15 protein-coding genes are annotated in these 14,998 nt (G+C 69.0%); 9 read left to right on the top strand and 6 right to left on the bottom strand.

The window, feature by feature from the left end; all coding sequences use genetic code 11:
- The first annotated feature begins 44 nt into the window (after positions 1–44).
- Positions 45–1,241: an SGNH/GDSL hydrolase family protein gene (locus ABZX92_RS03855; RefSeq protein WP_355553586.1), complete on the top strand. Its 1,197-nt coding sequence runs from the start codon at positions 45–47 to the stop codon at positions 1,239–1,241.
- Here ABZX92_RS03855 and ABZX92_RS03850 read toward each other — a convergent pair.
- Positions 1,238–2,002, bottom strand: coding sequence for a GntR family transcriptional regulator (locus tag ABZX92_RS03850; RefSeq protein ID WP_355553583.1), 765 nt, complete (start codon positions 2,000–2,002; stop codon positions 1,238–1,240). The two genes, ABZX92_RS03855 and ABZX92_RS03850, sit on opposite strands and share 4 nt — an antisense overlap.
- 180 nt (positions 2,003–2,182) lie before the next feature.
- On the opposite strand from ABZX92_RS03850, the gene ABZX92_RS03845 reads away from it, so the two are divergent.
- The 6 genes from ABZX92_RS03845 to ABZX92_RS03820 are packed head-to-tail and all read left to right on the top strand — an operon-like array spanning position 2,183 to position 7,926.
- Positions 2,183–3,415 (top strand): extracellular solute-binding protein, encoded by a 1,233-nt coding sequence (locus ABZX92_RS03845; protein WP_355553580.1) that lies wholly within the window; start codon positions 2,183–2,185, stop codon positions 3,413–3,415.
- Positions 3,412–4,356: a sugar ABC transporter permease gene (locus ABZX92_RS03840; RefSeq protein ID WP_355553577.1), complete on the top strand. Its 945-nt coding sequence runs from the start codon at positions 3,412–3,414 to the stop codon at positions 4,354–4,356. Before ABZX92_RS03845 ends, ABZX92_RS03840 begins: the two co-directional genes overlap by 4 nt.
- Positions 4,353–5,168 carry a carbohydrate ABC transporter permease gene (locus ABZX92_RS03835; protein WP_355553574.1) on the top strand — a complete coding sequence of 272 codons (816 nt, stop codon included), beginning with the start codon at positions 4,353–4,355 and terminating at the stop codon, positions 5,166–5,168. Before ABZX92_RS03840 ends, ABZX92_RS03835 begins: the two co-directional genes overlap by 4 nt.
- On the top strand, positions 5,165–5,467 hold the full coding sequence (locus tag ABZX92_RS03830; RefSeq protein WP_355553571.1) for a glycoside hydrolase family 20 zincin-like fold domain-containing protein: 303 nt from the start codon (positions 5,165–5,167) through the stop codon (positions 5,465–5,467). Before ABZX92_RS03835 ends, ABZX92_RS03830 begins: the two co-directional genes overlap by 4 nt.
- 42 nt (positions 5,468–5,509) lie before the next feature.
- Positions 5,510–6,565: a family 20 glycosylhydrolase gene (locus ABZX92_RS03825; protein WP_355553568.1), complete on the top strand. Its 1,056-nt coding sequence runs from the start codon at positions 5,510–5,512 to the stop codon at positions 6,563–6,565.
- Positions 6,550–7,926 (top strand): cellulose binding domain-containing protein, encoded by a 1,377-nt coding sequence (locus ABZX92_RS03820; RefSeq protein WP_355553566.1) that lies wholly within the window; start codon positions 6,550–6,552, stop codon positions 7,924–7,926. The genes ABZX92_RS03825 and ABZX92_RS03820 overlap by 16 nt, the downstream gene beginning before the upstream one ends.
- Positions 7,927–8,036: 110 nt before the next feature.
- Here the strand turns inward: ABZX92_RS03820 and ABZX92_RS03815 are convergent, their stop codons facing one another.
- The 3 genes from ABZX92_RS03815 to ABZX92_RS03805 are packed head-to-tail and all read right to left on the bottom strand — an operon-like array spanning position 8,037 to position 11,670.
- Positions 8,037–10,175, bottom strand: coding sequence for a xanthine dehydrogenase family protein molybdopterin-binding subunit (locus tag ABZX92_RS03815; RefSeq protein ID WP_355553563.1), 2,139 nt, complete (start codon positions 10,173–10,175; stop codon positions 8,037–8,039).
- Positions 10,172–11,149, bottom strand: coding sequence for a xanthine dehydrogenase family protein subunit M (locus ABZX92_RS03810; RefSeq protein WP_355553561.1), 978 nt, complete (start codon positions 11,147–11,149; stop codon positions 10,172–10,174). The genes ABZX92_RS03815 and ABZX92_RS03810 overlap by 4 nt, the downstream gene beginning before the upstream one ends.
- Positions 11,149–11,670: a (2Fe-2S)-binding protein gene (locus ABZX92_RS03805; RefSeq protein WP_355553655.1), complete on the bottom strand. Its 522-nt coding sequence runs from the start codon at positions 11,668–11,670 to the stop codon at positions 11,149–11,151. The genes ABZX92_RS03810 and ABZX92_RS03805 overlap by 1 nt, the downstream gene beginning before the upstream one ends.
- A gap of 225 nt (positions 11,671–11,895) precedes the next feature.
- Between ABZX92_RS03805 and ABZX92_RS03800 the strand changes: the two genes are divergently transcribed.
- The gene (locus ABZX92_RS03800; RefSeq protein ID WP_355553559.1) at positions 11,896–13,503 is read left to right on the top strand and encodes a LuxR C-terminal-related transcriptional regulator; all 1,608 of its coding nucleotides are present in this window, start codon (positions 11,896–11,898) and stop codon (positions 13,501–13,503) included.
- A 113-nt stretch (positions 13,504–13,616) separates the two neighbouring features.
- Positions 13,617–13,913, top strand: a complete 297-nt coding sequence (locus tag ABZX92_RS03795) for a hypothetical protein (RefSeq protein WP_355553556.1) — start codon at positions 13,617–13,619, stop codon at positions 13,911–13,913.
- Positions 13,914–13,915: 2 nt separating this feature from the next.
- Here the strand turns inward: ABZX92_RS03795 and ABZX92_RS03790 are convergent, their stop codons facing one another.
- Together ABZX92_RS03790 and kstR are read right to left on the bottom strand one after the other, a co-directional pair.
- On the bottom strand, positions 13,916–14,323 hold the full coding sequence (locus ABZX92_RS03790; protein WP_355553553.1) for a hypothetical protein: 408 nt from the start codon (positions 14,321–14,323) through the stop codon (positions 13,916–13,918).
- Between the two features lie 76 nt (positions 14,324–14,399).
- Entirely contained in the window at positions 14,400–14,975 is a 576-nt protein-coding gene (kstR, locus tag ABZX92_RS03785) for a cholesterol catabolism transcriptional regulator KstR (protein ID WP_355553653.1), read from the bottom strand.
- Positions 14,976–14,998 lie beyond the last annotated feature (23 nt).

The following is a 14,998-nucleotide window of genomic DNA, read 5'->3' as shown; positions in this document are numbered from 1 at the left end:
TACCGTGACCTGAGCCGCCGCCACGGCCTTTCAGGGGTGGTGGCATGTCCGCGAAAGTCGCGCTGGCGAGCACGGTGCTCGCGCTGGTGGTCAGTGGCTCTTCGGCGCCCGAGGTCCAACGGCACGCTCCGGAGTGGATCGGCACGTGGCAGGCCGCGCCCGCGTCGGCCCAGGCGGGCACCGATCTCGGCCATCCGAACAAGACGATCCGCAACGTCGTCCACACTTCGATCGGCGGTAAGTCCGCGCGGGTGCGGCTGTCGAACGCCTTCGGCACCGCCCCTGTGGTGATGGGGCACGTGACGGTGGCGCAGTCCGTTGGCAGCGCTGAGGTTGTGCCCGGCACCCTCCGCGAGGTGACCTTCGGCGGGCTGCCCGCGGTGACGATCCCGGTGGGTGCGGAGGTCGTGAGCGATACCGTTTCGCTGACCGTGCCGGCGGACGGGGATCTCGCCGTCACCGTCTACACGCCGGCTGAGTCCGGCCCCGCGACCTACCACCCGCAGGCTTATCGCGAGACGTACTTCGCGACGGGTGATCACGCCGCCGACGAGACAGGTACGCCGTTCGCCGTCGGCAGCACGTCGTTCCACTACGTCAGCGGGGTCGAAGTGAGGTCCTCGCAGGCCCGCGGTTCCGTGGTGGCGTTCGGCGACTCGATCACGGACGGCGCCTGGTCGACCCGTGGCGCCAACCTGCGCTGGCCGGACCAGCTGTTCGACCGGCTCGCCGAGCGTCCGGCACCGCTGCGGTTCGGGGTGCTGAACGCGGGCATCAGCGCGAATCGCCTGGCCAGTCAGGGAACCAGCGCCACCGCCGGGCAGAACGCACTGGCGCGGCTCGATCGCGATGCGCTGACCAGGGCGGGAGTGCGGACGATCGTGCTGATGGAGGGCATCAACGACATCCAGGCCACGGTGCCCGCGGCTCAGCTGATCATGGGACTGCAGCAGGTCGTCGAACGCAGCCACGTCGCCGGGGTGCGGGTGGTGGCCGGCACGATCGCGCCGTGGAAGGGCTGGCGGACCTACACGCCCGAGCGTGAGGAGATCCGGCTGGAGGTCAACAGGTACATCAGGTCCGCCGGGATCTTCGACGCGGTGGTGGACTTCGACGCCGCGCTGCGCGACCCTGCCGATCCCGGAGTCCTGCGGCCCGCCTTCGACTCCGGGGACCACCTGCACCCGAACGACGCCGGGTACAAGGCGATGGCGGAGGCGGTCGACCTCCGCAAACTCTAGAACGGGTCCTGGTTGCCCACCCTGGCCTGCACGTCCACGGTGCTGCGCGGCGAGTCTCCCAGCGTCAGCCGGGAGACGATCCGGTAGCGGTCACCCCGGTAGATCGAGTGCACGTACTCCACCTGGCGCCCTTCGGAGTCGGTCGTGAGGCGCTCGAACAGCAACGCGGGCGCCAGCACCGGGACCGAGAGCAGCGCGGCCTCGGACTCGTTGGTGACGGTCGGCTCGATCGACTGGATCGCGTCGCGGACGTGCACGCCGTGCTCGCGCAGCCGTTCGTAGAAGTCGCCGGACTCCATGTCGTGCAAGGTCAGTCCGGGCGCGACGGCGGCGGGCACGTGCAGGTACTCCAGCGCCATCGGTTCGCCGTCGACCAGGCGCAGGCGGGCGATGTAGTGGATCTCGGCGGCGGGGGAGAGGCGCAGGCGGCGGCCCACGCGGGCGCCGGCTTGGATGCGGGCGTGTTCGAGCACGCGCGACTCCCAGGTGCCGCCGGCCTGGGGCAGGGACATGGAACCCGGGCCGGACACCATTTCCTGGGTGATCTTGGCGCGTGCCACGAACGTGCCGCGGCCGTGCTGGCGGACGAGCAGGCCGGTGTTGACCAGTTCCTCGACGGCTGAGCGCACGGTGGGGCGGGACACCGAGAGTTGCTGGCACAGCACGCGTTCGGCGGGGATCGGGGCGCCCGCCGGGTGGGTCTCGATGAGTTCGAGCAGGTAGTCGCGGACCCGCTCACGCTTCAGGATCGCTTCGGCCATGCCTCTCCGCTTCGTCGGCGGTCAGTATCGCATACCACTGGTAAGTAACCAGTCGATCCAAGATCGGGAGCGCTCTCACATCTCCGAGCTGGGTATTGACGAGCGAAGTGGTCTATGCCACTTTCTACCTCACCTCAGCAGACCTGACCAATTGGTCACATCCCCGGTGAGAGGTGAGTCGTGTCGCGCTCCGCCGCTCTGCTCGTCCTGGCGCTCACGTTGTCCGCCTGCGGTGCTCAAGCAGGAGGAGGTGAGAAGCAGGAGATCACCGTGTGGCTCATGAAGGACACGGCCACCGACGACTTCGTGTCGAAGTTCGAGACCGAGTTCGAACGTGAGCACTCGAACCTCGACCTGTTGATCCAGATTCAGGAGTGGAACGGCATCACGCAGAAGGTGACCAGTGCGCTGGCCAGCACCGATCCGCCGGACGTGATCGAGGTCGGCAACACCCAGGTCGCCCAGTACGTGGCCAGCAAGGGCGTCACGGACCTGTCCGGCAAGAAGTCGGAGCTCCAGGGCGACGACTGGATTCCCGGCCTCGCGCAACCCGGTGCGGTGGACGGAAAGCAGTTCGGCATCCCGTTCTACGCGGCCAACCGGGTCGTGATCTACCGCAAGGACCTGTTCGAAGCCGCTGGAGTCACCCCGCCGAAGACCCGCGAGGAGTGGCTCGCCGCCACGCGGAAGCTCGACCAGGGCGACCAGCAGGGCATCTACCTGCCCGGCCAGAACTGGTACACGCTCTCGGGCTTCATCTGGGACGAGGGCGGCGACCTGGCCGAACAGGATCCCGCCTGGAAGGGCTCACTCAACACGCCGGAAGCGTTGGCGGGCATGGACTTCTACAAACAGCTCCAGGCGCTGGGCGACGGTCCCAAGGACGCCGACGAGGCCAAGCCGCAGCAGACCGATGTCGTGGCGGGCGGCAAGGTCGCCCAGTTCATCGCGGTGCCCGGTGCGGCCAAGCTCGTCACCAAGGCCAACCCGGCGCTGGAGGGCAAGATCGGGTTCTTCCCGATTCCCGGCAAGACCGCGGACCAGCCGGGAGCGGTGTTCACCGGCGGCTCCGACCTGATCGTCCCGCTGAGCTCGAAGCGCCAGGACGGCGCGTACGAGGTCGTGAAGGGGCTCGCCGGTGAGAAGTGGCAGGTCGAGCTGGCCAGGGCGATGAACTACGTGCCGAACCGCAAGGCGCTGGCCAAGCAGATCACCGGCGATCCCGGCACCGCGGCCATGGCGGTCGGCGCGGCCAACGGGCACGCCACCCCGAACTCACCGAACTGGGCCGCCGTCGAGGCGCGCAACCCGATCAAGGAGTTCCAGACAGCGGTCCTGACCGGCGCGGATCCGAAAACCGCCGCCGCCAAGGCCGACGAAGCGATCACCCAAGCCCTCAACTCGGGCAAATGACGCTCCTCGCGGAACGGCCGGCGCGGACCTCCACACCGGCCACCCCGAGACGGCGCAGGCGACCGGTCCTGCCGTATCTGCTGATCGCGCCGACGCTGCTGGCCACCGCTTACCTGCTGCTGTACCCGTTGGTCCGCAACGTGATCATCTCGCTGCAGGAGTTCGGGCTGCCGCAGCTCGTGCGCGGCGACGCGAAGTTCGTCGGGCTCGCGAACTACGCGCACGTGGTCGCGGATCCGGAGTTCTGGGGCGTGGTCAGGAGAACGCTGTGGTTCACCGCGATCAACGTCGTGCTGATCATGGGACTGTCCACTGTGGTCGCACTGCTGCTCGTCCGGCTCACCAGGTGGCTCAGGCTGCTCGTGATGGGCGGCCTGGTGCTCACCTGGGCCACGCCGATCATCGCCGCGACCACCGTGTTCCAGTGGCTCTTCCAGTCACGGCTCGGCGTCGTGAACTGGGCACTCGTCTCGCTCGGCTTCGAGGAGTACCGCGACTACACGTGGTTCGCGGACGGCGAGGCCACGTTCGGCATCCTGGTGACGCTGATCGTCTGGCAGTCGATCCCGTTCGCCGCGCTGTCGCTGTACGCGGCGATGATCACCGTGCCGCAGGAGCTGTACGAGGCCGCGCGGATCGACGGCGCCGGCGGGTGGCGGGTGTTCTCCACCATCACCTTCCCGATGCTCAGAGCGATGTTCGGCTTGATCACGTGCCTGGAGGTGATCTGGGTGGTGAAGGCGTTCGTGCAGATCTGGGTGATCAGTCAGGGCGGTCCGGGCCGGGCCACGACGACATTGCCTGTCTACGCGTTCCAGGTCGCGCAGTCGTTGCAGCGCTACGACCTGGGCGCGGCCGTCTCGATGCTCATGGTCGTGCTGCTCGTGCTCGCGCTGCTGGCCTACTTCCGCCAGCTCTACCGGCAGGAGCGGGAGGCATGAGAATCGCCAAGAACACCGCAGCGCTCCTGGTCTTCGTCATCTCGGTCTTCCCGGTCTACTGGATGGTCCTCACCGCGTTCAAACCGACGCGGGACATCCAGAGCGCCACACCGACGTTCCTCCCGGCGAGCATCACGTTCGACCACTTCGGCACGGCGGTCGCGGCCAAGGGCTTCTTCTCCTTCTGGCGCAACAGTCTCCTGGTCGCGGGTGGGGCGGTGCTGCTCGCGCTGCTGGTCGCCCTCCTGGCCGCGTACGCGGTGGCACGGCTGCGGTGGAAGGGGCGCAGGGCGTTCGTCCTCATGGTGTTCGTCGCGCAGATGACCCCGTGGGAAGCGCTGCTCATCCCGATCTACGTGATCGCCAGGGACACCGGCATGCTCGACACCCTCTGGATGCTCACCCTGGTCTACTTCATGATCACGCTGCCGTTCACGATCGTGACGCTGCGCGGGTTCCTCGCGGCGATCCCGGTCGACCTCGAAGAAGCCGCCCAGGTCGACGGCTGCTCGCGCGGTCAGGCGTTCCGCAAGGTGGTCTTCCCGCTGCTGGCACCGGGACTGCTGGCGACCTCGTTGTTCGGCTTCATCACCGCGTGGAACGAGTTCGCCTTCGCCAACGTGCTGATCATCAAGGACCAGGACGACCGCACGCTGCCGGTCTGGCTCTCGTCGTTCAACAACACCTTCGGCACCGACTGGGGCGCCACGATGGCCGCCTCGACGCTGTTCATGGTGCCGGTGCTGCTGATCTTCCTCGGGCTGCAGGGCCGGGTGACCACCGGGATCGTCGGAGGGGCGGTGAAGGGGTGATCGTCCCGCACCCGACCAGGATCGTCCGCCGCGGCAAGGGCTTCACGTTCGACTGCGGCACGAGCGTCCGCGTCACGCCCGGCGCGGAGCAGGCGGCCAGACTGCTCCGCGCCCTCCTCAGGCCCGCCACGGGACTGCCGCTGCCGATCGCCGACCACGGCCAGATCGTCATCGCGCTGGACGCCAAGCTCGTCGGTCTCGGCGCGGAGGGTTACGCGCTGACCACCAACGAACACGGCGTCCTGCTCCGAGCAGCAACCACAAATGGCCTCGCCCACGGTGTGCAGACGATCCGCTAGCTCCTCCCGGTCGAGGCGCTCAAGCGATCCAGAGTGTCCGATGTGGACTGGACACTGCCCGGTGTCGACATCCGGGACGTGCCCAGGCTGCCGTGGCGCGGGTTCATGCTCGACGTCGCCAGGCACTTCCAGCCGATCCACGTCGTGCGCCGGTTCATCGACCTCATGGCGTTGCACAAGCTCAACGTCCTGCACCTGCACCTGACCGACGACCAGGGCTGGCGCATGCCGGTCCCGAGCCACCCGCTGCTCACCTCGGTCGGCAGCTGGCGAACCGAGACCAACGGCGACGGCGTCCCGCACGGCGGCTCGTACACCCGCGCCGAGCTGGAAGGACTCGTAGCGCACGCGGCCGAGCGCGGCATCCGGATCATGCCCGAGATCGAGATGCCCGGCCACGCCCGCGCCGCGCTCGCCGCCTACCCGGACCTCGGCGTCGCGCCGGAACCACTGCCCGTCTGGACTCGTTGGGGCATCAGCGATGCGGCGTTCGGGCTGCACGCGCTCGGCTTCGTGCGCGAGGTCCTGGCCGAGGTGCTGGAGATCTTCCCAGGCGAGTACGTGCACCTCGGCGGCGACGAATGCCTGCTGCCAGAGGAGATCCACGGCAGGTTCCTGAAGCAGGCGGCCAAGTACCTGCTCGACCGCGGCCGCATCCCGGCGGCCTGGGAACCGACCGGCGAACCGCGCTCGGTCGTCATGCCGTGGAAGGACGTCACCCAGGCCGCGACAGCGCTGGAACGGGGCCAGCCCGTCGTGATGACCCCGCACACGTCCACCTACCTCGACTACCCGCAGTCGGACTCGGGTGAACCGCCCGGCCAGCCCGGCCACGTCGTGACGAGCAAGGACGTCTACCACGTGCCACTGCCGGACGGGGTGCTCGGTGCCCAGTGCCAGCTGTGGACCGAGCACATCCGCACGAGAGAACACCTGGAGTACATGGCTTTTCCGCGCCTCGCCGCGCTGGCCGACACCCTCTGGTCGCAGCGCCGGGAGTGGGAGGGCTTCACCACCCGGATGCGTCACCACGCATCAAGGCTCGCCGCACTGTCCATCCCTGCCGAAGTGAGGAGAGAACCTTGCGAGCACCAATAACCGTTTTCTGGGCCGCTTCCTGCGCGGCGCTCACCGTCGCCGCCTTGGCCTTGGCGCCCACCGCCTTCGCGGCCGATGCACTCACCGCCCAGTACCGGACCAGCGCGTCCGGTGCGACCACCGACCAGGTCGAACCGTGGTTCAAGCTGGTCAACTCCGGCACCACCACAGTGCCGCTGGCAGACGTGAAGATCCGCTACTACTTCCGCAGCGAGACCCCGGACGTCGGCTACCGGTTCGCCTGCTCGTGGGCGGTCCGCGGCTGCGCCAACGTCACCGGCACGTTCGGGAACCTGAGCGGCACCACCGACCGGTACCTGGAAGTCGGATTCACGTCTGGTGCAGGAACCCTGTCTGCCGGCCAGGACACCGGCGACCTGCAGCTCAGGTTCTACCGCACGAACTGGGGCCCGATCACGCAGTCGGACGACTACTCGTTCCGCGGTGAGAGCACCTACTCGGCGTGGAACAAGGTGACCGTCTACCGCGGCAGCACGTTGTTGTGGGGAACTCCGCCCGGTGGCAGCCCGCCCACCACGACGACGACGAGCTCGACGCCGCCGAACCCCAACGGCCCCACGATGTTCGACGACTTCAGCTACACCAGCTCCAGCGACGCGCGGATCAGTCAGCGCGGCTGGACCGTGCGCTCGGGTGGTGGCGGACCCGGTGTGCCGGGCGCGGAATGGGACCCGTCGCGCGTCACGTTCCCGACCGTGGACGGCTCGAAGGTGCTGCGGCTCGACTCGTGGAACAACGGAACCGCGGCGAAGCAGACCGAGATGTTCCACCAGCGCAAGTTCTTCGAGGGCACCTACGCGGCGCGGGTCAAGTTCAGCGACGCCCCGGTGTTCGGCCCGGACGGCGACAACGTCGTGCAGACCTTCTTCACCATCACGCCGCTGAACGCGCCGATGGACCCGGACTACGGCGAGATGGACTTCGAGTACCTGCCCAACGGCGGCTGGGGCGAACCGGCCAACGTCCTCTACGAGACCACCTGGGAGACCTACCAGAACGAGCCGTGGGTCGCCGACAACATCCACAACGAGCAGCGGATCAGCTACGCAGGCTGGCACGACCTGGTGATCCAGGTCGGTGGCGGCCGGGTGAAGTACTTCATCGACGGCGCTCTGGTGGCCGACCACGGTGACAAGTACTACCCGGAGACGCCGATGTCGATCAACTTCAACCTGTGGTTCATCTCGGGCGGGCTGCAGGGCGGCAGTGCCGAGCGGGCCTACCAGCAGGACGTCGACTGGGTGTACTTCGCGAAGGACCGGGTGCTCAGCCCGGCCCAGGTGAAGACGGCGGTGCAGAACTACCGCAGCGCCGGCGTCGAACACACCGACAACGTGTGATCAGCCGGTAGCACGGATCTGCCAGAAAGCGAGGCTGCGGCGGGTGGTGGTGGTCAGGACGTGGTCCGGCCCCAGCACCCGCTCGCAGTTCCGCGCCACCTCGCGGAGGGTCAGTCCAGGAGCTTCTCCAGCGTGATCGGCAGCTCGCGGACCCGCACACCGGTGGCGTGGTGCACGGCGTTCGCGATCGCCCCTGCCACACCCACGATGCCGAGCTCGCCGATGCCCTTCGCGCCGAGCCCACTGATCACGGGGTCCGGCCGGTCGACGAACGCCACGTCGATCCGCGGGATGTCGGCGTGCACCGGGACGAGGTAGCTCGCCAGGTTGGCGTTGGAGAACCGGGCGGTCGCGTGGTCGACCTCAGTGGCCTCCAGCAGCGCCTGGCCGATGCCCATCACGACGGCGCCCTGGATCTGGCTGCGGGCCGCCTTGGCGTTGACGATCGTGCCCGCGTCGCACACGGACAGCCAGCGCGTCACGCGTGGTTCGCCGGTGAGGCGGTGCACGCGCACCTCGCAGAAGTGCGCGCCGAACGAGCGGAAGCCGTGCTCCGGATCGACCAGCCGCGGTGAGGTGCCGACCGCTTCGACGCCGCCGACGTCGCACGTGGTGAGCAGGGTGCCGAAGCTCATCGTCAGGCCGCCGGACGACACGCTGCCGTCGCGGTAGGAGGCTTCCTTTCCGTAGAACGGAGAACGCGGATTGGTGGTCGCCAAGGTGATCAGCTCGGCCTGCACCGCCTTGGCCGCGGCCTGCACGGCCGGGCCGTTGGTGGAGGTCGACCCCGAGCCGCCCGCGTTGGCCGCGGTGGGGGAGGTGGAGTCGCCTAGCTCCGGGCGGATGCGTTCCACCGGGATGCCGAGCTCGTCCGCCGCCAGGATCGCGAACACCGTGTACTGGCCGGTGCCCAGGTCGGCCGCGGTACCCGACACGGAAGCGGTGCCGTCGGGGTGGAGCCGGACCTTGATGGAGGCCTGGCCGCGGGAGGCGTTGTAGGTCGCGGTGGCCATGCCGGTGCCGACGAGCCAGTCGCCGTCGACGGTCGCACGCGTCTTGCTCGGCCGTTTCGACCAGCCGAACTGCTCGGCACCGATCCGGTAGCACTCGTCGAGGTGCTTGGCGGACCACGGTTTCCCGGTGTTCGGCACGAAAGTCGCGTAGTTGCGCAGCCGCATCTCGAGCGGGTCGATGCCGAGCTGTTCGGCCAGTTCGTCCATCGCGCTCTCCAGCGCGAACGAGCCGTTGGCCTCGCCGGGTGCGCGCATCACGGTCGCGGCGCCGAGGTTGAGCGGCACGATCGTCTTGGTGACGCGGATGTTCGGGCTCGCGTAGGTGGTGAGCGTCCAGTTCGCGACGGACTCGGACCAGTTGCCGCCCAGGCCGCGGCTGGTCACGCCGTCGTTGACGATCGACGTGAGCTTGCCGTCCGGAGTGCAGGTCATCTGCAGGGTCTGCTTGGTCATCGGCCGGTGGCCCGCCATCGCGAACACCTGCTCGCGGGTCAGCACCGCCTTGACGGGCCTGCCCAGCGCTCTGGCAGCCGCGCACGCCAGCGGGACCTGCGCCCAGTTGCCCCACTTGCCGCCGAACCCGCCGCCGACGTGCGGGCTGAGCACGTGGATCTTGGCCGCGTCGATGCCGAGCGTCTCGGACAGCCTGCGCTGCACCAGAAGCGCGCCCTGCGACACCGAGTAGACGGTCAGGTGGTCGCCGGTCCACGTCGCCACGGTCGCGTGCGGTTCCATCGCGCAGTGATGCTGGAACGGAGTGGTGTAGCTGGCGGTGAAGGTGATGTCGCCCAGGGCTTGGGTGCCCTTGACCTCTTCGACTTCCTCGATCTTCCGCAGGGTGAGGCCGGGGAACTCGGTGACCGGCGGTTGCTGCTGGTAGGTCGCGGTGATCAGGCCGGCGGCGTCCCGAGCTTGTTCGTACGTCTCGGCGACGACGAACCCGACGGCCTGGCCGAAGAAGCGGATCTCCTTGTCCTGCAACGGCGGGAAGCGCTCGTCGTTCTGCTCCTGCACGTACGCGAAGAGCTTGAGCGGGTTGAACGGCGTGTAGACGGCCAGCACGCCGGGAGATGCCAGTGCCGCGCTCGTGTCCATCGAGGTGAGCTGGCCGCGGCCGATCGTGCTGGTGACGAGGTAGCCGTAGGTGAGGCCGGGGATCTTGGTGTCGGCGGCGTACGGTGCCGCGCCGGTGACCTTGACGCGACCGTCGACGCGGTCGACCGAGCGCCCGATCATCGCACACCTGCCGCGTCGAGCAGGGCGCGGACGATCGTGCGCTTGAGCAGACTGGTCTTGAACGCGTTGTGCGCCAGTGGTCGCGCACCGTCCACAGCGGACTCGGCGGCGTCCGCGAAGGTGCGTTCCACCGCCACGCTGCCCTTCAGCGCCTCCTCGACTTGGCGTAGTCGCCACGGTTTCGTGCCCACTCCGCCCGCGGCGAGCCGGACGTCCTGGACGACACCGCGTTTGAGGTTGACCGCCGCCGCGACGGAGGTGAGTGCGAACTCGTAGGACTGGCGGTCGCGAATCTTCAGATAGGTGCTGTGGCGAGCCCAGGGGAGCGTCGGCACGACCACCTCGGCGATCAGCTCGCCAGGTCCGAGCACGTTCTCGCGTTCCGGTGTGCTGCCGGGGAGGCGGTAGAAGTCCTCAAGGGGCACGGTTCGGTCGCCGTCCTTGCCGCGCAGGACCACCTGGGCCTCCAGCGCGACGAACGCGACCGCGACGTCGCTCGCGTGGGTGGCGGCGCACGAGTCGCTGGTGCCGAGGATGGCGTGACCGCGGTTGATCCCGGTCAGCGCCGGACAGCCGCTGCCCGGCAGGCGCTTGTTGCACGCCGACGTCACGTCGCGGAAGTAGTCGCATCGGGTGCGCTGCATCAGGTTTCCGCCGATGCTCGCCATGTTCCGCAGCTGCCCGGACGCGCTGAGCAGCAACGCGCGGGAGATCATCGAGTGCGTCGCGTTCACGACCGGGTGCGCGGCCACGTCGCCCATCCGCTCCAGCGCGCCGATCCGCAGTGCGCCGTCGTGGAGCCGGATTCCCTTGAGCGGCAGGCCGTTGACGTCGATCACCCGGTCCGGCGTCAGGACGTCGAGCTTCATCAGGTCGACGAGTGTGGTGCCGCCGGCCAGGAACGCGGAGCCGGGTTTCGCGAGCTTCAACGCGTCGGCGACCGAAGACGGTGCGGCGTAGTCGAACGCGTGCATCAGCGCCCACCGTCCTTGGCCTGCTTGATCGCTTCGAGGATGTTCGGGTAGGCACCGCAGCGGCAGATGTTGCCGGACATGGCTTCCCGGATCTGGTCGTCGGTCCGCACCTCGCGTTCCTCGACGACCTTGACCGCGGACATGATCTGGCCGGACGTGCAGAACCCGCACTGGAACCCGTCGTGGTCGATGAACGCCCGCTGCACCGGGTGCAGCTCGTCGCCGTCCGCGATGCCCTCGATCGTGGTGACCTCCTTGCCCTGCAAGGTCGCCGCCAGCGTCAGGCACGACAGCACGCGCCGGTCGTCGACGTGGACCGTGCACGCGCCGCACTGCCCGCGGTCGCAGCCCTTCTTGGTGCCGGTGAGCTGCAACCGTTCCCGCAGCGCGTCGAGCAGCGTCACGCGGGGGTCGATGCTGAGCCGTTTGCGCTCGCCGTTGACCTTGAAGGCCACCTCGACGAGGCCGGCGCCGCCGGGCGGATCGGCAGCCGCGAGCGCCTCCACGGCGGGTGACGCCATCGCGACCCCGGCCGAGACCGCCGCTGCCTGACCGAAGAACTGCCGTCTGCTGGTTGTCATGTGACCCCCTGTGCTCGGGGCCACACAAGCAGTACTGCTCCGATGGGTCAATGCGCCAAGGCGCCGAATCTGACTGGTAACCGGTTTCCCGGTACGAAGAGATCCGATGTATCGCGGCGTTTTGTCCTGTTCGCTCCGCCCTGTCGGTTCACCAGGCTGAAAGAGGTGACCTGTGCCAGGATGGCGCGGCGGTCGGAGGTGGTCGTGGAACCGGCGAACTGGCAGGACGCCTACACCGCGTTCACCGGGCGAGACCTGGACGCGGCGGACCTGGAGCTGTTCGCCCGCAGTGCCTACATGCTCGGCCGCGACGACGAGTACGTGAGCGCTCTGGAGCAGGCGCATCGGGCGCACCTGCGGGACGGCGCGCCGATGCGAGCGCTGCGGTGCGCGTTCTGGATCGGGCACAGCTGGTTGTTCCGCGGGCACGTGGCGCCCGCGACGGGCTGGTTCGGCCGGGCGCGGCGGTTGCTCGAACGGGAGCGGGACGACGTCGCCGAGCGCGGCTACGTGCTGATCACGGACATGCTGGACCACCTGATGAGCGGCGAGGCCGAGGCGGCGGGCGTGGTGGCCGCCGAGATCGTCGAGGTGGGGGAGCGCTTCGGCGACGACGACCTGGTCGCGCTCGGAATGATGGAGCAGGGCCACTCGCTCGTCCGGTGCGGGAACACACCGGACGGTCTGCGGTTGATCGACGAGTCGATGGTCGCCGTCACCACGGGGGAGCTCTCGCCGATCGTCGCCGGGATCGTGTACTGCAACACGATCTCCTTCTGCCGCGAGGTCTACCAGCTGCGCCGGGTGCGGGAGTGGACCGCCGCGCTCACGCGGTGGTGCGCGCGTCAGCCGGGCATGGTGGCCCACAAGGGCGTCTGCCTCGTGCACCGCGCGGAGATCATGACGCTGAGCGGGGCGTGGGACGAGGCGCTCGCGGAGCTGGGCAGGCTCGGTGAGGACCTGACGAGGGGAGTGCTGAACGAGCGGGCGCGAGGTGACGCCGCGTACCGCGAGGCCGAGGTGCGCCGGTTGCGCGGGGAGTTCGCTCTCGCCGAGGACGGCTACCGCAGGGCGAGCGCCCTCGGCAGGCAACCGCAACCCGGCCACGCCCTGCTCCTCCTGGCGCAGGGAAGGTCCGGCTCGGCCGCCGCGATGATCCGCCGGATCGTGGCTGAGACGTCCCGCGGGCTGCCCAGAGTCGCGCTGCTGCCGGCCTACGTCGAGATCATGCTGGTGGCGGGCGACCTCGACGCGGCCGCCGGTGCCTGCCGCGAGCTCGGCGAGATCGCGGGGCAGCAGGAGAACGACGCCATCGACGCGATGTCGTGGCAGGCCCGCGGGGCACTGGCACTGGCGTCGGGTGAGCCGGAGGCGGCGCTGGCGTCGCTGCGCAAGGCGTGGCAGGCCTGGCACCAGATCGAGGCTCCCTACGAGGCCGCCCGCAGCCGTGCGCTGATCGCGCGGGCGTGCAGCCTGTTGGGCGACAACGATTCGTGCGCGTTGGAGATGCAAGCCGCACTGGAGACGCTCACGGCGCTCGGTGCCCGGCCGGAGGTGGCCGCCCTGGTGCCGGACCATCGGCACGGCCTCAGCGACCGGGAGATCGAGGTGCTGCGGCTCGTCGCGACCGGCAGGAGCAACCGCCAGATCGCCGCGGCGCTGTTCCTCAGCGAGCACACCGTGGCCCGGCACCTGCAGAACATCTTCGTGAAGCTCGGTGTCTCGTCGCGGACGGCCGCGAGCGCGTTCGCTCACGAGCACCATCTCGCCTGAGTGGTCAATCCTGGTGATGCCCTCGGTGTCCGGGTTGGTCAATCCGAGCGAGGCGGTGCCTGGTCCTGGCTGCCTAGCGTCGTGCCCATCGGTTCGACACGAGGAGGCACGCCATGTACGTCATCGTCCACCACCACATCAAGAACCCCGAGACCGCGTTCCCGCGCGGGCAGCGGCTCATCTCGGGCGACGGCGCTCCCGACGGCGTCAAGGTGCTGCAGTTCTACCCGAGCCAGGACATGGCCCTGGTGACGTGCCTGTGGGAGGCCGACTCGGTCGCCCTGGTGCAGGACTGGGTCGACTCGGTCCTCGGTGACGCGAGCGAGAACCGCAGCTACGCCGTGGCGGCCGAGCAGGCGTTCGCCGAGCGGCCACTGGGCCTCGCGGCCGCACCGGTCCTCACCGCCTGACCTCACGTCGCGGTGACCGCCGTGCAGCTGACCTTCTGCCCCGGCGCGGCCGTCGCAGTCGCCAGTTCCTTGACGCCGTCGAGCAGGATGCGGCACTTCAGCACCTGGTCGCCGCTGGGTGTCGCGGTGATCTCGGCCTTCTCGCCGTAGTTGATGATCACTTCGGTCGTGAACGGGACGGGAGCCACCGCCTTGCTGACGACGTGCGGCGACTCCTTCTTGTTGCGGTCCGGGTTCTCCGTGTACTCGACCTGCACGGGAGCGCCGGCGGCGGGCTGGGTCGTCACCTCGTAGGTGATGGCCCACGCCTTGCCGATCAGCGTGTTCCAGCCGCCGAAGTGGTTCACCAGCACGACGGTGCCGCCGCCGAGGACCACCAGCACACCGAGCACGACCGCGAGCGTCTTCATAGGACAGACGGTATTGGGACCGGCGTGCGCCTGCATCGTTCGGCGGAGTGACTGCGGGGTCATCCCGCAGGACGACCTACTTGAGCAGCAGGCGGACCGTCAGTTCGAGGCGGTTGGCGACGTCCGTGGCGGTGGCGCGGCGGGTGACCCAGGCGACCAGGTTGGACAGCCACACGTCGCTGATCACACGGGCGATGGCCTTCTGCTCCTCGGTCGCTTCCTCGGCGCTCATAGCGCGGGTGAACATGCTCTCCATCAGCAGCGAGACCCGGTCGATCTCGGCGCCCGCGGAGGCGTCGGCGAAGGTGAACGCGCGCGTCATCGCCTCGGTGAGGTGGGGGTTGCGCTGCAGGCCCCTGGTGATGCGGCCGAGGACGAACAGCACGCGCTCGTAGGGGCTGTCGCCCGGGACCGTGGTGCGGTCCATCTTCTCCTGGGCGCGTTCGAGCTCCACCGCGAGGCTCGACACGAGCAGATGGACCTTCGAGGGGAAGTAGCGGTACAACGTGCCGAGCGCGACGTCCGCCCGGTCGGCCACGGCGCGCATCTGGACGGCGTCGAACCCGCCCTTGGACGCCAGCGCGATGGTCGCGTCGACGATCCGCTTGCGCCGCTCGCGCTGGGCCGCGGAGCTGAGCTCCTCGCCCGCCATGAGTGCGTCGGTGCGCGCCTTCG

This window comes from Lentzea sp. NPDC006480 (genome assembly GCF_040611995.1).
Lineage (GTDB): Bacteria > Actinomycetota > Actinomycetes > Mycobacteriales > Pseudonocardiaceae > Lentzea.
The sequence above is the reverse complement of the archived record's forward strand: the minus strand, read 5'-3'. Positions and strand labels throughout refer to the sequence as shown.